Annotated in this window: 21 protein-coding genes; 10 read left to right on the top strand and 11 right to left on the bottom strand. The window is 71.8% G+C overall.

Translation table 11 applies throughout. The features are described from left to right. The first annotated feature begins 4 nt into the window (after positions 1 to 4). The 5 genes from B7L92_RS01640 (at position 5) to B7L92_RS01620 (ending at position 5,669) form a co-directional block, all read left to right on the top strand. Entirely contained in the window at positions 5 to 2,365 is a 2,361-nt protein-coding gene (locus B7L92_RS01640; protein ID WP_081235714.1) for a hypothetical protein, read from the top strand. A 25-nt stretch (positions 2,366 to 2,390) separates the two neighbouring features. After that, positions 2,391 to 3,071 (top strand): hypothetical protein, encoded by a 681-nt coding sequence (locus tag B7L92_RS01635; protein ID WP_081235713.1) that lies wholly within the window; start codon positions 2,391 to 2,393, stop codon positions 3,069 to 3,071. Positions 3,072 to 3,571: 500 nt separating this feature from the next. Beyond that, positions 3,572 to 4,033 (top strand): SPW repeat protein, encoded by a 462-nt coding sequence (locus B7L92_RS01630; protein WP_081235712.1) that lies wholly within the window; start codon positions 3,572 to 3,574, stop codon positions 4,031 to 4,033. 743 nt (positions 4,034 to 4,776) lie between these two features. Further along, complete coding sequence (locus B7L92_RS01625; protein WP_255310709.1) at positions 4,777 to 5,046, top strand: hypothetical protein; 270 nt, start codon at positions 4,777 to 4,779, stop codon at positions 5,044 to 5,046. Between the two features lie 77 nt (positions 5,047 to 5,123). Continuing rightward, a complete protein-coding gene (locus B7L92_RS01620; RefSeq protein WP_081235710.1) occupies positions 5,124 to 5,669 on the top strand; it encodes a hypothetical protein in 546 nt (181 codons plus the stop codon). A gap of 298 nt (positions 5,670 to 5,967) precedes the next feature. Here the strand turns inward: B7L92_RS01620 and B7L92_RS40925 are convergent, their stop codons facing one another. Beyond that, the gene (locus B7L92_RS40925; RefSeq protein WP_170102165.1) at positions 5,968 to 6,138 is read right to left on the bottom strand and encodes a hypothetical protein; all 171 of its coding nucleotides are present in this window, start codon (positions 6,136 to 6,138) and stop codon (positions 5,968 to 5,970) included. Positions 6,139 to 6,755: 617 nt separating this feature from the next. On the opposite strand from B7L92_RS40925, the gene B7L92_RS01615 reads away from it, so the two are divergent. After that, positions 6,756 to 7,298: a DUF1360 domain-containing protein gene (locus B7L92_RS01615; RefSeq protein WP_081235709.1), complete on the top strand. Its 543-nt coding sequence runs from the start codon at positions 6,756 to 6,758 to the stop codon at positions 7,296 to 7,298. Between the two features lie 183 nt (positions 7,299 to 7,481). Here B7L92_RS01615 and B7L92_RS01610 read toward each other — a convergent pair whose 3' ends face one another. The 10 genes from B7L92_RS01610 to B7L92_RS01565 form a co-directional block, all read right to left on the bottom strand. Beyond that, positions 7,482 to 8,954, bottom strand: a complete 1,473-nt coding sequence (locus B7L92_RS01610) for a 4-hydroxyphenylacetate 3-hydroxylase N-terminal domain-containing protein (protein WP_081235708.1) — start codon at positions 8,952 to 8,954, stop codon at positions 7,482 to 7,484. Positions 8,955 to 9,096: 142 nt separating this feature from the next. Further along, entirely contained in the window at positions 9,097 to 9,957 is an 861-nt protein-coding gene (locus B7L92_RS01605; protein WP_081235707.1) for an alpha/beta fold hydrolase, read from the bottom strand. 50 nt (positions 9,958 to 10,007) lie between these two features. Continuing rightward, positions 10,008 to 10,880, bottom strand: coding sequence for an alpha/beta fold hydrolase (locus B7L92_RS01600; protein WP_081235706.1), 873 nt, complete (start codon positions 10,878 to 10,880; stop codon positions 10,008 to 10,010). Further along, on the bottom strand, positions 10,880 to 12,046 hold the full coding sequence (locus B7L92_RS01595) for an acyl-CoA dehydrogenase family protein (RefSeq protein WP_081235705.1): 1,167 nt from the start codon (positions 12,044 to 12,046) through the stop codon (positions 10,880 to 10,882). The genes B7L92_RS01600 and B7L92_RS01595 overlap by 1 nt, the downstream gene beginning before the upstream one ends. 30 nt (positions 12,047 to 12,076) lie before the next feature. Beyond that, positions 12,077 to 12,955 carry a VOC family protein gene (locus tag B7L92_RS01590; protein WP_081235704.1) on the bottom strand — a complete coding sequence of 293 codons (879 nt, stop codon included), beginning with the start codon at positions 12,953 to 12,955 and terminating at the stop codon, positions 12,077 to 12,079. Positions 12,956 to 13,003: 48 nt separating this feature from the next. Beyond that, on the bottom strand, positions 13,004 to 14,203 hold the full coding sequence (locus B7L92_RS01585; RefSeq protein ID WP_081235703.1) for a flavin reductase family protein: 1,200 nt from the start codon (positions 14,201 to 14,203) through the stop codon (positions 13,004 to 13,006). Continuing rightward, on the bottom strand, positions 14,196 to 14,999 hold the full coding sequence (locus B7L92_RS01580) for an ABC transporter ATP-binding protein (protein WP_081235702.1): 804 nt from the start codon (positions 14,997 to 14,999) through the stop codon (positions 14,196 to 14,198). The genes B7L92_RS01585 and B7L92_RS01580 overlap by 8 nt, the downstream gene beginning before the upstream one ends. Then, positions 14,996 to 15,784, bottom strand: coding sequence for an ABC transporter permease (locus B7L92_RS01575; RefSeq protein WP_081235701.1), 789 nt, complete (start codon positions 15,782 to 15,784; stop codon positions 14,996 to 14,998). The genes B7L92_RS01580 and B7L92_RS01575 overlap by 4 nt, the downstream gene beginning before the upstream one ends. Then, positions 15,781 to 16,581, bottom strand: coding sequence for an ABC transporter permease (locus B7L92_RS01570; RefSeq protein WP_081235700.1), 801 nt, complete (start codon positions 16,579 to 16,581; stop codon positions 15,781 to 15,783). Before B7L92_RS01570 ends, B7L92_RS01575 begins: the two co-directional genes overlap by 4 nt. Next, positions 16,578 to 17,549: an ABC transporter substrate-binding protein gene (locus B7L92_RS01565; RefSeq protein ID WP_081235699.1), complete on the bottom strand. Its 972-nt coding sequence runs from the start codon at positions 17,547 to 17,549 to the stop codon at positions 16,578 to 16,580. Before B7L92_RS01565 ends, B7L92_RS01570 begins: the two co-directional genes overlap by 4 nt. Before the next feature lie 248 nt (positions 17,550 to 17,797). Here B7L92_RS01565 and B7L92_RS01560 point away from each other — a divergent pair, with 248 nt between their 5' ends. The 4 genes from B7L92_RS01560 to B7L92_RS01545 all read left to right on the top strand — a co-directional run. Further along, positions 17,798 to 18,565 carry an IclR family transcriptional regulator gene (locus B7L92_RS01560; protein ID WP_081235698.1) on the top strand — a complete coding sequence of 256 codons (768 nt, stop codon included), beginning with the start codon at positions 17,798 to 17,800 and terminating at the stop codon, positions 18,563 to 18,565. Between the two features lie 882 nt (positions 18,566 to 19,447). After that, positions 19,448 to 20,851 (top strand): MmgE/PrpD family protein, encoded by a 1,404-nt coding sequence (locus tag B7L92_RS01555; RefSeq protein ID WP_081235697.1) that lies wholly within the window; start codon positions 19,448 to 19,450, stop codon positions 20,849 to 20,851. Positions 20,852 to 20,918: 67 nt separating this feature from the next. Further along, entirely contained in the window at positions 20,919 to 21,758 is an 840-nt protein-coding gene (locus tag B7L92_RS01550; protein WP_004982364.1) for an alpha/beta fold hydrolase, read from the top strand. Positions 21,759 to 21,777: 19 nt separating this feature from the next. Continuing rightward, positions 21,778 to 22,559, top strand: a 782-nt coding sequence (locus tag B7L92_RS01545; RefSeq protein ID WP_081235696.1) for an acyl-CoA dehydrogenase family protein, incomplete at its 3' end; no start/stop codon positions are given.

Genomic DNA, 22,559 nt, shown 5'->3' with positions numbered 1-22,559 from the left:
CGACATGCTGACGTACGAGGACATCATCGACGCCCCGGTGGCGAAGCTGAAGGCCGCCGCCGACGACTGGTCGGAGATGGCGGGAAAGCTGGACAAGCTCGCCACCGATGCCGCCGACGGGATGAAGGCCAAGGCGGACAGAGCGGCCTGGGAGGGCGTCAACGCAGGAGTCACCAAGGCGTTCATCGGCAAGACGGCCAAGGAGTTCGCGGACGCCGCGGCCGAGGCCAAGGGCGTGAAGCTGATCCTGGAAGAGGGCTACGCGGCCATCAAGAAGGCCAAGGACGACCTGGTCGACATCCGGGACCACGAGGGGCCCGCGGCCGGCATCCGCGTGGACGGCAACGGCAAGGTCACAGCGCGGAACCCGTTGTCCGAGATCCCCGCGGCGCGGCACGACCCCGACTACAGCGAGCTCCTGCGGGAGGAGAGGCGGAACATCGAGTCGTGGCAGAAGAGGATCGACCTCATCGTCGACAACTGCAACGACACCGACCTCGCCCTCAAGAACACCCTCGAGGCCAACGTCACCGACCGCAAGGACTTCAGCGCTCCGACGTACACGAAGCTGGACCAGGAGGAGGCCGCCCGCGCCGCCGCCCTGGCGGCCAAGGGCCGGGACATCACACACGCCGAACTTCAGCAGCTCAACGAACTGCTGAAGGACAACAGTTCGTCGGTGGAGTTCTCCAAGGGCTTCTACGAGAAGCTCGGCCCCGAGAAGTCGCTGGCGTTCTTCGGCCGGCTCTCCACGGACACGTACGAGTACGGCAAGGTCGACCCGGAGCGCCTCAAGGACGTCCAGGAGCTCCAGAAGAACCTGGGCCTCAACCTGGCCACCGCCTCCCACGACAAGGAGTTCACCGACAAGTGGGGCCCGGAGCTCCGCAAGTTGGGTACGGAGCGCATTCCGCTGGCCAAGCACGACTACGGCGGGCCGTTCGGATACCAGCTGCTCGGCGGGATCATGCGGTACGGGAACTACGACGCGAAGTTCCTCAACCCGATCGCCGAACACGTGGCGCAGCTGCACCAGAAGGACCCGGACATGTTCGCCGGGAACAAGATGGTGAACGGTCCGGTCAAGAACCCGTTCAACCCCTCCGGCGTGAACGGGGCCGGCTACGACCCGGCCACCGCCATGCTGGAAGCGCTCGGCAACAGCCCGGAAGCGGCGAAGAAGTTCTTCACCGACCCCCCGACCGCGTACAACGAGGACGGTACGGTCAACCACGGCACCACGGCCGACCTCGGCGAGGACAAGGACGGCGAGGCGATCGACAACTACCTCGACTTCTTCGGCAACGAGAAGTGGGAGTCCTTCGGCGACGTCGACTCGACCGACGAGAAGGAGCTCAAGGCGTCGCTCGACCAGATGCCCGACGCCCTCGGCCACGCCCTGGAGGCGGCGACCCTCGGCTACCCGGTCGGGCACCCGGACCCTGGCGTGGTGCGGGACGCGGACAACGCCGCGGTCATGCAGAAGGTCATGGAGAAGTACGGTGCGGACCCGGGTCTGCTCAAGGAGCACCACGAGGCGATGGCCGACAGCCTGGGCGTCATGGGCGCCGGCTACACCGACGACATCAACTGGGCGTTGGCCAAGAACGATCCGAACAGCGTGTTCGCGCCGGGCAAGAACCCGGACGGGCACATCGACTTCGCGGACACCGTGGACGGGAACGGGCGGAGCGTCGTCCGGGGGTTCCTCAGCACCCTGGGCCAGCACCCGGACGCCTACGCGACGGTCTCGACCGCGGAGCAGGTCTACACCCGCAGCGTGCTGGAAGGGACCGTGGGCCCGGACGGAAAGATCACCGAGGCGGTCGAGGCCAGGGCCAGGGCGGCCGTGCGCGTGGGCGCCGAGGTGCAGGGCATGCTCGACCAGTCCCGGGCCGACCAGGTGGAGGCGACGAACCTCAAGACCCACGAGGACTACGAGAAGGCGGTCGCCAAGCGGGCGGGCTGGATCCAGTTCGGGGCCACGGCGGGCGTCGCGGCGGGCGTCGCCTTCCTGCCCGCGACCGCGGCCGTGGGCGCGGCCGCGGTGCTCGTCCCGCTGGCGACCGACACCGCCAGTGGCGCTGCCGAACAGGCCATCAGTCAGGTGGTCGGCGACATCTCCGACAACTCGGTGGATGAGCACAAGGAGAAGGTGGAGGAGCTCACCGACGAGGAGAGAATGGAGATCTTCTCGGCCGGTGAGACCCTGGCCGAGGCACCAATGGAGGAGTTTTTGCGGCGGCACGTCCCGGACCCCGGGAACAGCACGTTCGCGCAGGACCTACGCGAATCGATGCTGATCGGCTACGGGGTCGGCAACGACCGGGAGAACCAGCAGGGCAACCGCCCGGAGACCGGCTGAGGTCGGCGGCCGAGGACACGTAAGGATGCGGACAGTGATCAGTCGTAGACCGGTGCCCGTTGGACTCCTTGCCACGGCCGTGGCCGGCTTGTTGTGTCTTGGGGCCACCGGTTGTGGTGGAGACGGAGACGAGGAGGCGGCCGACAAGGCTGTGGCGGGGACGCAACTCTGCGGTGGCGACGCCGTGTCCGCCCAAGCGTCCAAGGCGCTGAAGGTGATCACGGGGTCGTCGCGATTCGGGACGACGGCGGAGAAATCCACCGTCGCGCGGGCCGCGACGGACCTCGTCGAGGCGTTTCCGATCGCCACCGGGGGGCGCGACGACGTCTGCCGCATCTACACGGCCGACGGTACGCCGGATTTCGCGATCCGGGTCACCTGGGGGCTGGTTGACGGCCCCCCGACGGGAACTCCGGCCCCGGATTTCACCGTGCTGAAGATGGGGGAGCGCACCCTGGCGGCGGCGAACAGGGCGTCGGTCCGGTTCGCGTGCCGGAGCGACAGGTTCCCCAACTCGACGAACGCGGCGCACGTCGCCATCGGCGTGGAGCGCTGGGGCATGCCGAGGGAGCCCGAGGGTGATGTCGAGGCGTTGAAGGACGCCTACGCGACCGTGGCCCACTCCGTCTCGCTGGCCATGGCCAAGGAACTGGGCTGCGAGAAGAACGGCGGGCTCCCCGCGCGGCCCGTGCTGGATCCCGCGTAGCCGCTGACGTACGCGAAAACGACCATGATCAGGCGGCCCTTCCTGTCCGGAGGAGGGGCCGCCTGCCGTATGCGGTGCGCCACGGACGAGCGGTGCACGGACCTCGTCCCCAAGGGGCGCCGACCTCGCGCTCGCTCATGATTCCGACCCGGCCCGGCTCCCCCTACCGGTCGCCCACCCCCTCGCCGGCCGCGAAGAGTATCTGACCTGCGGGTTCACCGGGAGAGAGGTCCAGTGGAGCGTGACCTTGCGGTGCCGTCCCCCGGCCACGGTGGCATCGGCCGGACGGCACCGCTCATGGCCGTCGTGGAGCGGGGAGGCAGGGTCGCCCGTTTCGTGCAGATAGTCCTCGAAATCGTGTGTAAATACCCCATAAGCAGTCACTCGGCCCGGGTGAGGCCCGTGGAGTCCATGGGCCGACGGCGAGGAGTGAACAACTCGCTACCTGCAGGCAAAGAGACAAGAGGCAAGTCATGTCCACTTCCGCTTCCCGGTCATCCATGGAGATGCACCCGGACATCATCGACATGCGTGAGCGCCATGAGATGGCCGAGCGTGCGACCAGCACGCCGCAGGGGCAGGCCGTGGGGACACTGGCCTTCCTCACCGGTATCTACCTGGCGGCTTCCCCGTGGATCACGGGCTTCAACGGCCTGTCGACGCTCGCCGTCAACAACCTTCTCGTCGGTCTCGCTTACGCACTGCTGATGAGCGGCGGGTTCGGCCGAGCGTACGAACGCACCCACAGTATGGCGTGGGGCGCGTGTGCCCTGGGTCTTTGGACGATCATCGCACCGTGGGTGGTGGCAGGTAACGTCAGTACCACGAAGACCATCGTCAACAACGTCATCACCGGGGTGATAGCCGCTCTGCTGGCCCTGGCTGCCAGCGCAGCCACCCGTGCAGCCGAGTCCGGCAAAGCCCGAGCGGGCACGACGGCACCGCACGCACGGCGCGGCTGAAACTCGTCCCGCCGGATCGGCCGATCGGGGAGCCGGGGCGAGGGCGGCTGCAGCGTCCTGGAACGCATCCGGACCCGGCCCGCCGCCGAAGTCGTCACTCTCCTCGGTGGCGATCCCGAGGATCCGGCCCGCGGCGTCGTCCCGGTGGTCACCTCCGCCGACCTCACCATCGACGGGTCCGGCGTTCGACATAGTCCGTCCAGCGTGCTGGGACGGGTGACTACTGCTCACGGCGTGAGCGGGTCGGGGCGCTCAATGCCGCTTCCACTGCTTTCACCGCGCCGAGACGATCGCGGGGGCAGCGGCGAGCATCCCGACCGGGCCGGTGATCACCTTCTTCGTGGCGGAAGGGATCTTCCGATGCGCAGGACGTCACGCACGGGGTCGTAGACGCTCAGTGGCACACCCAGGAGGGTGTCTGCGGGCGGCTGTCGGGGGTCGTCAGGGTGGGGAGGAGTGGGTGCGGTCCGCCGAGGGCTGCGGCCGGAGCGGTCTCCAGCGCGTCCTGCGACCGGGGAAAGCGCGTCCTGCGACCGGTGAAGAGGAGGGTCTTCCTCGACCCGGACCGTCAGTTCCCCGCCGCCCGGGACCGAGGCTCGTACGGCGGGCCACAGCACCGTCTCTTCCGCAGGTGCAGGCGATGGCCCGCCGCCGCGAGAGGGTCACAGGCTTGGCCGACTCGAACATTCCGGTCAGCCGCCGCGGTACCCGTGACGGCGGAGACCGACCCGAGGAGGGAAACGGTGCCGCAGACCGACGATGAACTGCTCGCCTTCGACACCGGTGACCTGGAGGACTGGGACGAGCATCGTGCGCGAGCCGCCCTCGGCGGAAGGCACGGCGCCTTGTACCGCAACCACCTGCGCATCGCTCTGCACCTCGACTCCTGGGCGGAGGCCGAGGGCCGCCGGACCGATGTCGACGCACACTACAAAGCCGGATACAGGCAGGCCCTGCAGGACATGGCCGCGTTCCTCAGACAGACCTACTACCTGCCCCGTGACCCGGATTGAAGCCCGTCCACGCCCGGCTCCGTGTTGATCCGTCGCTCGCATGCGGGGAACCCCCCGGCAACCGAAGGAGGCTTCAGATGAACGCCCTTCCGCCTTCCGGCACGATCCAGCGCCGCCCCACCGGACGACGTGCCGGCACGAAGCTGCTCGGCATCTATCTCAACGACCACCTCGCCGGCGCCACCGCCGGCACCGCACGCGCCGCCCGCCTGGTGCGCACCGCCCGCGGTTCTGCGCTCGGCCGCGCGATCGAGCCCGTGGCGGCCGAGATCGCCCGGGACCGGACAGCGCTGCTGGACATCATGCGGGATCTCGGTGTTCCCGTTCGCCGTTACAAGGTGTGCGCGGGCTGGGCGGGTGAGAAGCTGGGGCGGCTGAAGCCCAACGGCCACCTGGTACAAGGCTCCCCGCTCGGCGTCGTGCTGGATCTGGAAGCCCTGCGGCTGGGGGTCGAGGGAAAGGCGGCCGGCTGGCGGACCCTGCGTCGACTCGGCGCGACCGACGGGCGCCTGGACCCTGCCCGGCTCGACACCCTGCTCGAACGAGCCCGGCAGCAGCAGGAAAGGATCGAGGAGTGGCGGGTCCGCCAGGCCGAGGAAGTACTGGCCGCAACAGCCGACTGAGCCTCTGCGCCAGGGACGCGATGGCCCGCCCCGCGGGGTCACCGGGGGGCGGGCGTCGAGCAGCTTCTCGACCGACGACACGGCGCCCTCCGTGCCTCACGAGCGAGGGTCGGAACCGTCCGGTGAAGTCCGGTTCGTTCCTGCGTTGCACCGAGTCCGGGGGCTCACCGGCGGAGGCGGACCGCACGCCCGTGGCGAGGGCTTCCGTCGCGGTCGTGCCGGGTCGGCCACTCGGACGGGCCCGTCGACGGACGGGGCCGGCCCATCGTCCGGGCGCTCGCTGCTTTCTCCGCGGGTGTCAGCCGGGGCTCTCCTCGGACTCCGCTCGTTCCTCCAGGGTCTTGTCGGTGGTCTCGCCGGACGTGTCGGGCTCGGGGCGTCCTTCCTCCTCCGGATGGACGTCCCGCTCGTCCGTCTCCCGCTCCAGAGGCGACGTGGGCTCGCGCGGTGCTTCTCCGGAACTGCTCATGGCTGCCTCCCTCGGGGCGCCGCTGCGGACGTACCGGGTCCCCCCGGGCCGTGGGGCAAAACGAGCTCCGGAGAGGCTGTGCCGAAGGCCGCGTGTCGGTTCGCCAGTGGGAGAACCGTCCGACCCGGGGGCCCGGGGACAGTGCGCACACGGTCTGACCGGCTTCCAGGCGGTGGTTTCTGCCGGACGGCTGCGTGCGCGCGGTGGTCCGGCCGGGTGACTGACCGCGGTCCACCGCAGGCGGCCCCTGCTCCGTTTGCCGTCCGCGCAGGCGGGGACCCGGCCGATCATGAGCGCTACGCCACGCCGCCGCCCACGGACGCGGCAGGGCCGTGTCCCGTCGCTGCCGGACCGGCTGGAGCGGGCTCCTCGCCGGACCGCTCTCCGCGGGCACGGTCACCGACGGACGCGTCCGGTGCCCGCGGCACGGCAGGGCCTTCCGGCACGTGGACGGCTGGAACGTCCGCGGTCCGGCCACCGCACCGCGCCCGCCTTCGACACCAGGACCTTCGACGGCCACGTCGAGCTACGCCCGTGCCGGGCCGACCGGGACGAGCGAGTGCCGAACGACCGGGAAGCGGAGCGGCGAGGGGCCGGAACAGGAGGGGGTACCACTCATGGACACAGCAGCTGACAGCCGCTTCGCGGGACGTCTGCACCGGCTTCTCCGGCGCACCGGACGAAGCTACTCGGCGGGGAACGACCGGCCGTTGGGCGGTTACCTCGTGGCCATGGCGGGCTTCGCGGCGTACACGGCGGCCTGGGCCACGGCGGTACGGCTGCGCGGTCGCCCCCTGCCCGACCGGCCCGAGCCGTGGGACGTGGTCCTGACCTCGGTCGCCACGTTCCGGCTCAGCCGGCTGCTGAGCAAGGCATCGGTGACCAGTCCGCTGCGGGCCCCCTTCACGCGGTACGTCGGCCCGCAGGGCCCGGCCGAACTGCACGAGGAGGCGCAGCCCGAGGACGGCAAGCGGACCGTCGGCGAGCTGGCGACCTGTCCTTTCTGCATGAGCGTCTGGGTCGCCTCGACCCTGACCGCCGGCCAGTTGCTCTGGCCGCGCGCGACCCGCACCGCCATGGGCGCGCTCGCCGCCGTGGCCGGGGCGGACACGCTGCAACTGGCGTACGGCGCGCTGGTCGAGAGGACAACCGGCGAATGACCCGCGCACGACCCGGCTGCGGAGGCAACGGTGCGGCCCGGCCGCGGCAGCGGTCCGTTCCTCCTGCCCGAGCGATGAGAACGTCACTGTCCGGGGCCATGTCGAAGCAGGGCGGGCAGCCGCCGGGAGCGGCGGGACCCCCGTTCCCCGCCCCCCGTCCTCCGTTCGTCCGGTGAGCCCGGGTCAGCCCGGGGTCACGCCGGTCCCGGCCCCCAGCAGGCGCTCGGCGAGGGCCTCCGCCTCGCGGGCCTTCGGGGCGTTGAAGAACAGCACCCGGCCGACGACCGGGTCGCCGGTGTAGTAGCGCTCGTAGAGCGCCTGTCGGGCGGCGAACGGGCTGCAGGTCATGTCCCAGACCATCCGCATCACCCGGAGACGGCGCTCGGCACTGATCTCCGGGCCGTGGACGTACTTCTCGACGAGGTGGCCGATCTCCTCGTGCCGCAGTTCGCCCTCGGTCATCACGATCGCGCCGCTGCCCGCGACCGTCCGGAGCACCTCGACCGCCTTGGCGATCGCGTACGGGAAGAAGAACGTCAACGCCGCGATGCCGACCCGCGACTCCTCACCCGGGTGGCCGTGACCGCGCAGCACCGATCCGGGGTCGCGACGCTTGCCGATCCGGCGGCTCAGGTCGAGGGCGGCCCCGTCGAGGAGACCCTCGGCGACGTTCAACAGCCCCATGATCTCGCCGAGTTCCTCCTGGTAACGCGGAGAGGCCGCCCGGCCCGTCGTCCGGGCGGCCACCGTGGCCAGGCCGGCGAGGAACTTCAGCTTGGAGGTGCTGCGCGCCGCGCCCTGGAGCGGGCCGTAGCCGACCGCGTTGCGCACCACGTCGTTGTAGGCGTCCAGGTCGCCGGCGACGACGATCCGGTCCTCGGGGACGAAGACGTCGTCGAAGACGAGGATCGCGTCACCCTCGTCGAACCGGCCGCTCAGCGGGGTGTCGAAGAGGCCGTCCCCGCGGTCGTAGGCCTGCCGGCAGACGATCTTGAGGCCGGGTGCGTCGAGCGGGAGCACGCAGACCAGGGCGTAGTCCTCCTGGCCGGGCCGGCGCGGTGCGTACGGGCCGACGAAGACCTCGTTGGCCACCGGGGCGAGGGTGGAGAGCAGACGCGCGCCGCGGATCACGACGCCGTCCGCGCGGCGCTCCACGATGCGCACCGCCTCGGGCGGGGCGTCCTGCGTGGAGCGGTCGCTCTGCGGGTCCACCAGGGTGTGGGTGACCGCGAGGTCCTCCCGCCGCAGCCGGGCGAGACAGGCGTCCATCCGGGCCGCCTCCTCGTGCTTGCCGACGTGCTCGAGGCTGCTCTTGACGTCGAGCAGGTAGGCGTTCATGAAGTCCGGGAGCCGGCCCATCATGCCGTAGGTGAGCTCGGTCCGGAGCCGGTCGCAGCGCTGCCGGGCCAGCACGTCCCCGTGGTCGTGCGCCTCGAGCAGGGTGGTGCTGTAGGCCTCCCCGCTCGTGGCGTCCCACACCGTCAGCACGTCGGCGAACTCCGGGTCCAGCTGGGCGTCGTAGAGTCCGGCGAGCGTCGTGAGCACGCCCCGGAAGGCGGGGTGGGCGGTGACGTCGTCGACCCGCTCACCGTCGATGTACAGGCTGCGCCCGTCCCGCAGGCTCTCCATGAACGCGGCACCCGAACGAAGTCCCATGTCGTCACTCCTTGTCTCCTCGGGATGAGGCTTGGCGCGTGCGTCCGCCGGGGACGCCACGTGGTGGCCCGGCTCCCGGGCGCCGGGGCAGGGGGATCGCCGCCGGGCCGCCGCGGTGGCGGCCCGGCCGGGGGAGCGGAGGTCAGCGGCCGAGCAGGAAGTCGAGCTGGATCCGGTTGAAGGTCTCGGTCTGCTCGTACTGGGGCCAGTGGCCGGCGTTCTCGATCACCGCGAGACGGCCGCGCGGGATCAGGCCGGCGATCCGGCGTCCCTCGTCCACCGGACCCGAGGGGTCCTTGGTGGTCCACACGACCAGCGCCTCCGCCTCGATGGCGCGCAGGTCGTCGTCGGTGAGCATGTTGCGCCGCCGGGTCTCCAGGTCCTGCAGCGCCATGTTCATCCGGCAGGCCATCTTCCAGTCCGGCTGCTCGAAGATCGCCTGCCGGGTCCTGATCAGGTCGTCGGTGACCATCGACGGGTCGGCCATCAGCCACTCCAGGCGGGCCTTGACCCGCTCCCAGGAGGGGTCCTCGGCGGCCTGCGTGGACAGCGTCAGCAGCCGCTCCATCACCTGCGGGTTGGCCATCGTGCCGCCCATCGTGTTGAGCACGATCCGCTCGGTGCGCTCGGGGTGCAGCTGCGCGAACCGCGCGGTCACCCAGCCGCCCAGCGACTCCCCGCTGAAGTACGCGCTGTCGTACCCCAGCGCGTCCAGCAGCCGCTGCACCTGGTCGAGGTAGTGCGGGATCTCCAGCGGGTGCTCCGGCTTGGTGGAGTAGCCGTGGCCGATGAAGTCGACGGCGTAGCAGTTGAAGTGCTCCGCGTGCGCGGCCAGGTTCCGCACGTACGCCTCGGCGTGCCCGGTGATCCCGTGCAGCATCAGCAGCAGCGGCTTGTCCGGGCTGCCCGACTGCAGGAACCGGGTCCGGTACGGCCCCGTCTCCAGGTATCCCTGCCGGAACTCGACCTGCGCCAGGTCGGACCACACGCTCGTGTACGACATCGTCTCTCCTTGTATTTCTGGCGGGGCGCCCCGGGCGGGCCCGGGCGGCCTCAGACGGGGGCCGGGGCGGCGGGGCGTTCGGCGAGGAACCCGAGCACCAGCCGGGTGAACTCCGAGGCGCGCTCGTGGGGCACCCACAGACCGGTCCGCTTGAACAGGTGCAGCTGGGCGTCCGGGATCCGCTTGAGCAGGAAGAGGGCGTTGTCGAAGCCCTGCACCCGGTTCTCGGTCCCCCAGACGATCAGCGTCGGTGCCGCGATCCGGCCCAGTTCCTGCCACAGCGGCTCGGCCGGCACGCCCGCCGACTCGGCGGCGGCCCGGCGCTCCTCGCCGCCGGCGACCGACTCCAGGTACCGCTCCTCGACGAGTTCGTCGGTGACCAGTCCGGGGTCGAACATCATCATCCGCAGGTAGGCGCGCATCTTCTCCCGCGACGGGCCCTCGCCCGCGTAGTAGGAGCGGATGGCCTTCTGGCCCTCGGACGGCATCGTGCTGAACAGCGGGACCCCGCCGGCGCTGGAGACCAGGACCAGGCGGTCCACGCGCTCGGCGTGGTGCAGGGCCATCGCGATCGCGACCGCGCCGCCGGTGGCCAGACCGACCACGCTCGCCCGCTCGATGCCCAGTTCGGTGAGCATCGCGGCGAACACGTCCGCGTAGGGCCGGTACTTGCCGCCGGTCAGGTCGATGGTGTCGGACCGGCCGTAGCCCGGCAGGTCGACGACCAGGACCCGGGCGTGCCGGGACAGTTCGGCGAGGTTGGTGCCGAAGTTGCCCCACCCCGAGGCCCCGGGTGCCCCGCCGTGGATGCACAGCAGCACCTCCGGTCCGGTGCCGGCCTCGTGGTAGTGCAGGCGGGTGCCGTCGACGGTGACGAAACGGGAGGTGGACTCCCGGGTCGGCGGATGGGTGGCGGCGGGCATCAGACCTTCACCGCCGCCGGCATCTCGCCGCCGAAGAAGTCCATGCCGTAGGCCTGGTACAGCGGACCCGCGTAGTTCTGCACGTGGTGCAGGGCACTCTGGCAGTCGCGCCACATCCGCTGCATGGGGTTCTTGGCGTGCAGCTGCGAGCCGCCGCTGACCTTGAAGACCTCGTCGGCGGCCGCGGCCGCGCGGTGCGAGGCGGAGACCTGGTTGCGACGGATCCCGGCACGCTCGGAGAGGGTCAGCAGCCGGCCGGAGGAGACGATGTCGAAGGCCCGGTCCACGTCGTGCAGGACGTGGCGGATACTGGCGTCGATGTCGGCGGCGGCCGGAGCCAGGGCGGAGAGCTGGAACGGGTCGCGGCTGGCGGAGCCGAACCGGCTGCTGCGCTCCCGGGTCCACCGGACGTACGCGTCCAGGGTGCCCTGGGCCAGGGCGATCGTCGCCGTGGTGATCGCTCCGGAGAAGATCACGTTGCGCGGCATCGAGTACAGCGGCGCGTCCCGGCCGGCGATCGGTCCGGCGCTGCCGTCGGTGACCGGGTCGGTCCGGATCAGCCGGTGCCCGGGCACGAAGGCGTCCTTGACCACGATGTCCTTGCTGCCGGTGCCGCGCAGCCCGATGACGTCCCAGGAGTCGTGCAGGATCTCGTAGTCGCCGCGCGGGAGGACGAAGTGGATCGTCTCCCGGTCGGTGACGTTGCCCTCCTGGTCGGTGATCAGGCCGCCGATCATCACCCACCGGCAGTGGTCGGTGCCCGAGGAGAACGGCCAGCGTCCGTTGAAGACGTAGCCGCCCTCCACCGGTCGCGCCCGGCCCATCGGGGCGTACGGCGAGGCGACCCAGGTGTCGGGGTCCTCGCCCCAGAGCTCGCGCTGCATCCGCGGGTCGCCCTGGGCGAGCTCGTGCGGGTGCACGCCCACCACGCCGGCGACCCAGCCGGCCGCGCCGTTGCGCCGGCCGATCTCGTAGACGGTGCGCAGGAAGTCGGTCGGGTGGGACTCGAAGCCGCCGAAGTCGCGGGGCTGGAGCATCCGGATCACCCCGGACTCGCGCAGCACGGCAGCGACCTCGTCGCTGACCCGGCCGAGTTCCTCGGACACGGGTCCGTCGCCCTCCAGCAGCTCGGCGTGCTCCAGCACGCGGTCAAGCACGGGGTTCATGGCGCCTTCCTCTCTGGTGTGGCAGACGGGTCAGTGGTGGTCGACGGAGTGGTGGCCCCAGAAGTGCGCGGTGTCGTACCGCGTGGGCGTCCAGGTCGCGTCGTCGATCTTGATGCCGCCGGTGCCGAACTCGAGCCCCACGTCGGACGGGGTCAGCAGGTAGAAGCTGACCATCCGGTCGTTGCTGTGCCGGCCGAACGTCTTCAGCAACCGGTGCGGTTCGTCCTCGATGTGCTCCATGGCCCGGCCGATCACGTCGAGGTCGGTGACCTCGAGCATGAAGTGGCCCACGCCCAGCGGGCGGCCCTCCACCTTCGGGGTGAAGGCGAAGGAGTGGTGGCGGCGGTTGCAGTGCAGAAACGTTGCTGCGAGGTTAGGGGCGAGGTCGATGTGGTCGGAGAGCCGGAAGCCCAGGACGTCGAGGAAGAGCGACTCGTAGCGGGCACGGTCCGAGACCACCTGCAGGACGTGGCCCACGCCCTCGGTCCCGGCGACGAACTCCGCGCCGATCGGGGAGGCGAACCGCGCCGAGGAGGTGCTCAGCCCCCAGAAGATCTCGTGGTCGTAGCAGTCGTCGGGGTCGCGGAAGCGGATCAGGTCCGAGACCATCCGCTCCCGGGCGACCGCCTCGCCCGGGCGGGTGACCTCGTACCCGGCGGCGACCAGGCGCTCCTCCAGCTCGGCGAGCTCGGCGGGGCCCCTGGTCTCCCAGCCGACCGCGCGGACGCCGCCGGTCTCGCCGGGACGCACCTCCAGCCGGTAGGCCTTCTCGTCGATGCGGAACAGCAGGCGGTCGTCGCCGCGGCGGTCGGCCATCAGCCCGAGCACCCGCTGGCCGAAGTCCTGCCAGTGGTCGAGGTCGGTGGCGGTGAACTGCAGATAACCGAGGGCGGTGACGCGGGCGGTCATGTCTCTCCTTCGCGGTCGTGCGGTCGTGCGGCGCGGGGCGGGGCGGGTTCAGCCGAGCACGCGGTCCTGTCCGAACCGGATCTGGATCAGGTCGGCGACCTCGGCCGCCCGGTCCCGCACCTGCGCACTCCACCGGGCGACGGTCCGCCCGTCGGCCCCGGCCGGCGGGAAGGACATCCGGACCGCCAGCCGCGGGGTGCCGGCCATCGGCACCGCCACGGTGATCGAGCGGACGTCGTAGGTGCCGTCCGGGTCGAGGTCGGGTTCGTAGTAGTCGAGGCGGTCCAGGTGCATGCTGAGCACCTGGCGCCGGCGACGCGGGGTCGGGTCGCCGTGGATGTAGCGGGTGACGTCCTGCCAGGTGTCCTGGTCCGGGGCGTGGCCGACCAGGCAGAGCGAGTAGCCCTGGACGGCGACCCGCTCCGCGAGCTCCCGGCAGCGCTCGCGCGCCGCCTCGTCCTTGCGCGGCAGCCGGTCGAGCCAGCGGGCGAGGCCCGTCTCGTCGGCGGGGTCGAGGTGGACCGCGCCGACGGGCGGCAGGTGCGGCAGCCGCAGGCCGATCTCGAAGTAGGTGGGTGTCGCCGAGCCCCGCTCGGTGCCGATCACCACGTCGTGGTCACCGATCGACGCGAGCAGCGAGACGTCGGCCGATTCCTCGGCGGCCAGCGCGGCCAGCGGCTCCATCGCCGCCTCGCTGAGCCGGGCGGCCCGGATCAGGTCGTGCTCGCCCGGCACCAGGAACGACGACGGTGCGAAGCCGCCGAAGCCGCCCTGGAAGAAGAGCAGCGGAGAGGTCGGACGCTGCACCTGGAGCGAACGGACCTCGCCGAGCACGATGTAGTGGTCGCCGGCGTCGACCAGTCGGTGGTAGGAGCAGTCGACCCAGGCGACCGAGTCGCGCAGGATCGGCGCACCGGACGGCGACGGCTGCCACTCCACGCCGGCGAACGACTCCGGGCCGCGCCAGCCCGTGACGAGGTCGGCCTGGTCGGCGGCGAGCACGTTGACGCAGAAGGTGCTCGCCTCCCGCAGCCGGGCGAAGGTGCGCGAGGCGCGGTCGGGCATGAACCCGACGAGGGGCGGGTCGAGCGAGACGGAGGTGAAGGTGCCCACCACCATCCCGATGTGCTCGCCGCTGTCGAGGGTCGCGGTGATCAGGGCCACCCCGGTCGGGTAGTGCCCCAGCGCCTCGCGGAACGTGTGCGGGTCTATCGCGGTCAGGGCCGCGCCCGTGGTCGTCTCAGACATCGCGGATCAACCTGTAGACCTGGCTGCGCAGTTCGGCGAACCGCGGCAGCGACTTGGTGGCGACCTGCTCGCGCGGGGCGGGCAGGTCGACGGTGAGCAGACTGCGGATACCGGCCGGCTTCCCGCCGAGGGCGAGCACCCGGTCGGAGAGGTAGACGGCCTCGTCGATGTCGTGGGTGACCAGCAGCACCGTGATGCCGAGGTGCTCGCGCACCCGCAGCAGCAGGTCCTCCAGGTCCGCCCGGGTCTGGGCGTCCACCGACGCGAACGGCTCGTCCATCACCACGACGGCCGGCCGGTAGGCCAGCGCCCGCGCGATCGCGACCCGCTGCTGCATGCCGCCGGAGAGCTGCCAGGGGTAGTGGCCGGTGAAGTCCGACAGACCGACCTCGGCCAGCGCCTCCCGGGCGGTCCGCTCCCGCTCGTCCCTGGCCACGCCCGCCGAGCGCAGCGGCAGCACCACGTTGTCGAGCACGCTGAGCCACGGCATCAGCGACCGGCTGTAGTCCTGGAAGACGATGGCCAGCCCGCGCGGGGGAGCCTCGATCCGCTCGCCGTCGAACAGCACCTCGCCCTCGCTGGGGCGGCGCAGCCCGGTCAGGCACTCCAGGAGCGTGGTCTTGCCGACGCCCGAGGGGCCCACGACGCACATCAGCTCGCCGCGGCCGACCTCGAAGTCCAGGCCCTTGAGGACCTCGCGCTCGCCGTAGCTGTGCCCCAGCCCGCGGACCCGCATGATCGGGCCGGAGGCGCCGCCGTCCGGCTCGCCCTTGCTCAGGGTGGTCTGCGTCTTCATCGCTGGTCCTCCTTCTGCTTGGTGTGGCCGCGGTGCCAGGCCAGCACCCGGGCCTCGACGAGGCCGAACGTCTTGTTCGCCGCGTAGCCGATGAGGCCCAGGACGATCAGGCCGGTCCACATCGCGACGATGTCGAACGTGCGCTGCGAGTCGAGGACGAAGTAGCCCAGCCCGCCCGGACTGCCGACCATCTCGGTGAGCACCATCGCCACCACCGACATCGACAGCGCCACCCGGGCACCGGCGAAGATCTGCGGCATGGCGGCGGGAACGACGAGGTAGCGGATCCGGTGCCAGGCACCGAGCCGGTAGCCGGCCGCGACCTGGCGCAGCACCGGGTCGACGGAACGGACGCCCTCGACCGTGTTGAGCAGGATCGGCCAGGTGGAGACGAAGGCGATGGTGATCACCTTCATGTCGTCGTCGGTGCCGAGCAGCAGCATCATGATCGGCAGCAGCGCCACGCTGGGCAGCGCGCGCATGAACTCCACCAGCGGCCGGGTGGCGTCCTCCAGGGCCGGCACGGATCCGAGGACCAGACCGAGCACCACGGCGACGGCGAACCCGATGCCGAACCCGGAGACCAGCCGGATCACGCTGGGCAGCGCGTCCTCGACGAGGTGCTCGAAGAACCACAGGTCGACGAAGCGGTCGGTGATCTCGGCGAGTGGGGGCCAGTAGAGCGACGTGCTGCCGGCACTGAGCCACCACCAGGCGGCGACCAGGAGCACCGGGAGCCACAGTTCCCGTGCGACGGCGGTGACGACGCGCAGCGTCCTGCTCATGACGCACCTCCCTTGCGGACCGAGGGGTGCCACCACAGCACGCGGCGCTGGAGCAGCACGAAGACCAGGTTGAGCACCAGGCCGAGGAGGGCCGCCGTGAACGAGTAGACGAACGCCCGGTGGGTGTCGTTGATCTGCATCGCCTGCAGCAGCAGGTAGCCCAGTCCGTCGGAGCCGCCGAGGAACTCCGAGCTGATCGCCATCAGCAGCGAGATCGTCGCGGCGATCCGCAGGCCGACGAAGACGAAGGGCAGCATGGACGGAGCGATCAGGTAGCGCAGCCGGTGCCACCGGGTGAGGTGGTAGGCCTGCCCCACCCGGCGCAGCTGCGGCGAGATCTCGCCGACGGCGTACGAGGCCTGGATGATGACCGGCCAGACCGCGGACACCACGATGAGGACCAGGCCGAGGCTGCGGGTCGCGCCGAACATCAGCAGGAACAGCGGCAGCAGCGCGATCGCGGGCACCGTCCGGCCGAAGTCCAGGATCAGCTGGGTACTGCGCCGGGCGCGTTCGTCGGCCCCGATCAGCAGGCCGATGGGCAGACCGATCAGGACGGCCAGGCCCAGGCCCAGCAGGGCGGTCTCGACCGAGGTGGCGATGTTCGACCAGTAGACGGAGGTGCCGGCCAGGTCGACCGCGGACTCCATGCTCTCCAACGGCGTGGGAAAGCCGCTGGAGGATCCGGGTCCGCGGGCGAACAGGTGCCAGACGACGAACGCGACCAGGAGCGCCAGGAGCCTGTTGACCAGGCGCCGGACACCGGGTGGCGCCGTCCGGAGCGGGGTGCGGGTCACGGCAGGATCAGCTTCCCCGCGTCCGGGGCGGCCTTCTCGAACATGTCGTACTTGTCCATGTACTGGACCGAGAACTCGATGTCCTCCTTGGTCAGCGGCTTCTCCGCGTAGACCGGGAAGGCCGCCTTCTCCAGCAGCGCCGCGTCCGCCTCGAGGACCTCGGCGGCGGTCTTCACCAGCAGGTCGCGGTCGCCGTTGACGGTCTTGTTGCCCTCGCGCACCGCCTCCGCGAACGCCTTCACCTTGTCCTTGTTCGCGTCGGCGAAGGCCCGGGTGGTGACCCAGACGTACGCCGATCCGCCGCCGCCGGAGTTCACCGGGCCGAGCGGGTGCAGCTCGCCCTTGGCGCGCTCCACGGTGCCCACCGGCTCGGGCGTGGTGGTCGCGTCGACCTGGCCGGACTTCAGGGCGGCCAGCGGGTCCGGGGACTCGACGAATTTGATGGTGGAGCTGTCGCCGCCGGCCTCGTCGACCGATCCGCGCAGGTCGACCCAGGGTGCGCTCTTGATCTGAGGCACGCCGACGGTCTTGCCGGTCAGGTCGGCCAGCGACTTGATCGGGGAGTTCTTCTTGACCCACACGTTGGCGAAGCTGAAGTCCTCCTGGCCCTCGGGGATGCCTCCGTCGGTGGCCGCGGCGACGTAGACCAGGTCGACCCCCTGGCCCGCGGCGACGAGCGAGGTGGCGGTGTCGAGCAGGGCGAGGTTCACCTTGCCGCCGAGCAGCTGCGGGACCATCTCGGTGGACGTCTTCGCCGTACTGATCTCGACGTCGAGGCCGTGCTTGTCGAAGACGCCCTCGTCGTCCGCGGCGAAGGCCGGGACACCGTTGAGCGAGGCGAAGACGGCCAGCTTGAGCGGCCCGTCACCCGACGACTTCGAGCCGGAGTCGTCGGAGGAACAGGCGGTACACAGGGCCAGCGCCGCGACGGCGGTCGTGGCGAGAGCGCGAAATCGAGTGGAAGCCATGAGGGTCCAGTCCTTCTGTCGTGCCCGAGAGCTCGGCTCGTGCGGAGGATGTGTCCGTGACGGGCACGACGACAGTGACAAAGCAGGGCCCGTGAGTGGCCCGATCCCTCACCAATCGGAATTTCATCTCGGCTGACTCGGAAACCTCGACGTAACGGAAGACGTCACGTACGTTCCGTGTACATACATCTTTCACATGGCTGAAACTGTTCCCTCTCGGGAACGTCGGGTGACGGGAGGAAGCCGAGATGAGCGAGATCAACGGCAAGCGCGGAGTGCTGGCGCGGGCCTTCGACATCCTCGGCTGTTTCACCGGAGGCGTGCCCGAACGCTCGGTCGCCGACATCTGCGCGGTGACCGATCTGCCGCCGGCCACCGTGCACCGGATGCTCGCCACGCTCTCCGAGCACGGCGCGATCGAGCGGACCGGCCGTGGCCGCTACCGGCTCGGCCCGCGCCTGTGGCGGCTCGGCCACGGCGTCCCGGACATCCGGCTGCTGCGCGACTGCGCCCGCCCGGCCCTGGTCGACCTGCACGCGAGCACCCGGCTGCCGGTCGCCCTGGCGACCCGTGAGGGCGACCGGCTGCACATCATCGACAAGATCGCCGGACGGAACACCGTCCGGGTCTGGGAGCAGCTCGGGGCGCCGGTGCTGGACGAGCACCCCGCCGGTCTGGTGCTCCTGGCCTGGGGCGGGGACCCGGACCGCCGGCCGGTGTCGCGCCCGCTGCGCGACGAGGAGCAGTTCGCCTGGCGGCAGAAGCTGGCCCAGGTGCGGCAGCTCGGCTTCGCGCACTCTCCCACCGGCGCGCAGCACACCTCCCCGCTGGTCTGGGCGGCCGCCCCCGTCTTCGCCGAGGACCAGTCGGTGAGCACCTGTGTGATGATCGGCGGCCGCCGGGGCCAGCATCCGCCGGTGTCGCTGGGGCGCCTGGCCCGTACGACGGCCCGGGACATCTCCGCCGGTCTGCGCAGCGGCGCGGACGACACCCCGCTCAGCCGCACGCACGCCTGAACCGGCGGACCGCACCGGGACGCCGGCCGCGCCGCCCGGGCGGCGCCCTCGGGGCCGCCGCACGGTGCCGGTGCGGCCGGACCCGTGGGACGGGCCGCCGGCCCTCGGGTGATCGGCCTCGTCGTCCCGCCGACACGGCCACCGGCACAGGGGCCGGCCGAAACTCTCCGGGCACCGGTTCCCCGACGAGCCGCCCGGCCACGATCGCCGCGCCGTGCACCGCGCGGCCCCGGCGTCGCGGCCACTTCCTCCCTGCGCATCCGGCCGCCCGGTCCCGGCCGCCCGGTCCCGGTCTCGATCCCGGCCCCGGGCCGCCGGCCGGAGGCGAGGCGTCCGGCGCATCACCCTGCCGCGGGTGCGACGGCTCCCGGCCGACCGCGGTGAGCACCGGCCTCCTCGGGGCGGTTCCCCGGACCCGCGTGGCCGCCGAGGACTCGTGTGTCCCGAGGCCGGTGTCCCCTCCGGGGCGCGGTCGGCCGTCCGGCAGCGGGGGAGGGAGGGCGTGGAGGGTGGCCACGCGGGCCCGGGAGCCCGGCCTGCCGCCCTCGGCCGACGGGGCGCCGAGTGTCCGCCGGCCGATCGGCCCGGGGAACCGCCGCCCGGTGCGCCGGTCGCCCGTGCCCGGCCGGATCAGCCGCCCGGCCGGACGGACCGGACCACCCGGCCGTTCGGCCACCCGGTCACCCCGGCAACCGGACACCGGGGCCGGCAGGACCCGCAGCACCCGCCTCTCCGGCCGACCGCCGCACGTGTCCGTCGTGCCCGGCCACCAACTCGCTTTCCGCTGGATGCGAGCCGGGGACCGCTCGGCCCGCACTGCTCCGACACTGGTCACCGCGGGTCGCCGAGGAGCCCCGCGGACCCACCGTAGAGAGGACAGCTGTGAGCGTCGCCCCTCCCACGCCGCAGCGGGCCGGTGCCACCGCGCAGTTGGTCGGCTTCGTCTGCCACCGGGACCACCGGGCCGAGCCCGCCCCCCGGGCGGCCCTGCGCGGCCTGGTGGTCGACACCGTCGGCGTCGCCGTCGCCGGGCTCACCACCCCCGCGGCCGTGCTGGTGCGCGACTGGGTCGAGGACCAGTCACCGTCCGGCGCGCTCGCGCCGGACGGGACGGCGGCCGTCTGGGGCACCGCGGGCAGGCTCGGACCGGCCGACGCGGCCCTGGTCAACGGCACCGCCGCGCACGCCCTGGACTGGGACGACGCCGCTCCCTCCATGGCGATGCACCCCGCGGCGGTCCTGCTGCCGACGCTCTTCGCGCTCGCCGCCCGCCGTCCGGTGACCGGTGCCGATCTCGTCGCCGCCTACAGCGTCGGCTCCGCCGTCTTCCGCGCGGTCTCGGAGGTGCTCCCGCACGCCGTCCACTACGGCCGGGGCTGGCACAACACCTCCACCACGGGACGGCTGGCCGCCACCGCCGCCGCCTGCCGGCTGCTCGGCCTGGACACCGGCGCGACCGCACACGCCCTGGGCATCGCCGCCTCCCAGGCGGCCGGGAGCCTGGCCAACTTCGGCACGATGACCAAGCCGATGCACGCCGGCCTCGCCTCCCGGGACGCCGTGATGGCCGTCGGGCTCGCCACGCGGGGCTTCACCGCCCATCCCGCCCAGCTGGAGGCGCGCGGCGGCTTCCTGGACCTCTTCGGCGACCACGACCCGAGACGCACGGCGCTCCTGGGCGAGCGCCTGGAGCACTGGGTGACCGGCTGGACCGACGACTACGCGCTCAAGGCCTACCCCTCCTGCTTCGCCACCCAGCGCGCGATCGACGCGGGGATCTCCCTGCGCGAGGAGCTGGGCGCCGATCCCGGCCGGATCGCGCGAGTGGAGGTGACCCTCGAACACGGCGGCACCCGGCCGCTGCGGGACACCGGGCCGGGCAACGGGCTCGAGGCCAAGTTCTCCCTGGAGTACACCCTCGCCGTCGCCCTGCTGACCGGGGACGTGCGGCTCGCCGACTTCACCGACGAGGCCCTGCGACGTCCGGGCGTGGCCGAGCTGATGGCCCGGATCGAGCTCGCGGAACGGCCGCCGGCCGAGGAGCCCGGCCACACCGTCGTCCGGCTGCACACCGACGGCGGCCGGGTCCTGGTCCGCGACGTCCACCACTCCCGCGGCGACTCGCACCGGCCGCTCTCCCGCGCCGAACTGGCGGCGAAGTTCCACCAGTGCGTGGGGCACGGCCCGGCCGCCCGGTCCTGGTTCGAGGCGCTCCACGCCGTCCCGGACGCCGACGACCCCCGGGACCTGCAGACACTCCTCGCCGGCCCACCCGCACGCGACTGACCCGGCCCCGTCCTTCACCGGCCGCGTTCCGCGGCGCGCCGTACCCGAGACCAGGAGGATCCCGATCATGACCGACACCTTCACCGAGGAAGCGACCAGCCGCTTCGTGGAACTGCCGAGCGGGCGCGTCCACTACCACGAGTACGGGGAGGGGCATCCGCTCGTGCTGCTGCACGGCTCCGGCCCCGGCGCGACCGGCTGGAGCAACTTCGCGGCGAACATCCGCGAGCTCGGCGAGCGGTTCCGCTGCCTGGCCGTCGACATGCCCGGCTGGGGCAAGTCCGACCCGGTCGGCTACGACGACCGCGACCACGCCGCGACCGCGCTGGAGTTCCTCGACGCGCTGGGGATCGAGCAGGCGGCGTTCATCGGCAACTCGATGGGCGGCGCCACCTCGATCATGTTCGCCGCGACCCACCAGGAGCGGGTCAGCCACCTGATCACCATGGGCGCCGGGGTCGGCGGCGCCCACCTCTTCGTGCCCGGCGGCGGGCCGAGCGAGGGCGTGAAGGTGCTGCAGCGGACCTACCGCGAGCCCACCGAGGAGAACTTCCGCGACCTGGTCGAGGTGATGACCTTCGACCCGGCGCACGCCTCGGAGGAACTGGTCCGGCTCCGCCACAAGGCCGCGGTGGAACGCCCGGACCACCTCGCCAACTTCGCCGCCGGCATCGGCAGGCCGCGCCCGCACATGGCCACCCACGCCCAGATCGCCGGCATCACCGCACCGTCCCTGTTCTTCCACGGCCGCGACGACCGGGTCGTGCACTACGAGAGCTCGCTGAAGCTGGTCTCCCTGGTGCCCCGCTCCCGGATGGTGCTGCTGGCCGGCTGCGGCCACTGGGCCCAGCTCGAGCACGCCGACGAGTTCAACCGCACCGTCACCGACTTCCTGCTCCACAACTGAAGAAGAAAGGGCTTCCGCCATGCACGAGGTACACGAACGGATCCTGGCCCGCGCCGAGGAGATCGCCGCCGAGGCCGCGCCCAGCGACGAGCTGGGCCGGCTGACCGACGAGGCGGCCGAGGTGCTGCGCTCCAGCGGCGTCATCCGGATGCTGCAGCCGGCCGAGTTCGGCGGCCACGAGGCCAGTCCGGTCGACTTCTTCCGCACCCTGCGGGACATCGGGGTCCAGTCCTCCTCGGCGGGCTGGGTGGCCGGCGTGGTCGGGGTCCACGCGTTCGAGGTGGCGCAGATGGACATCGCGGTGCAGAAGGAGATCTGGGGCGAGGACCCGGACACCTGGATCGCCTCGCCGTACGCCCCGCTGGGGCGCGCGACCCCCGTCGAGGGCGGGTACCGGTTCTCCGGTCGCTGGCCGTTCTCCTCGGGCACGGACCACTGCCGGTGGATCATCCTGGGCGGCCTGATCGTGGACGAGGAGGGCAGGCCGGTCCCGGGCGGACTGCGCCACTTCGTCCTGCCGCGGGCGGACTACGAGATCGTCCAGGACTCGTGGGACGTGGTCGGGCTGCGCGGCACCGGCAGCAAGGACATCCTCATCGAGGACAAGTTCGTCCCGGGGCACCGGATCCTCGACCCGGTTCCGATGGAGGACGGCGGCCTGGCCCACCGGGTCGGGCGGGGCGACTCGCCGCTGTACCGGATGCCGTTCCACCCGATGTTCACCGCGGGCATCACCACCGCGACGGTCGCGATGGCGCAGGGCGCCCTGGCGGCGTTCGTCGCCTCGATGCGGGGCCGGGT

The organism is Streptomyces viridosporus (assembly GCF_002078235.1).
In the GTDB taxonomy this organism is placed as follows: domain Bacteria; phylum Actinomycetota; class Actinomycetes; order Streptomycetales; family Streptomycetaceae; genus Streptomyces; species Streptomyces viridosporus.
The sequence above is the reverse complement of the archived record's forward strand: the minus strand, read 5'-3'. Positions and strand labels throughout refer to the sequence as shown.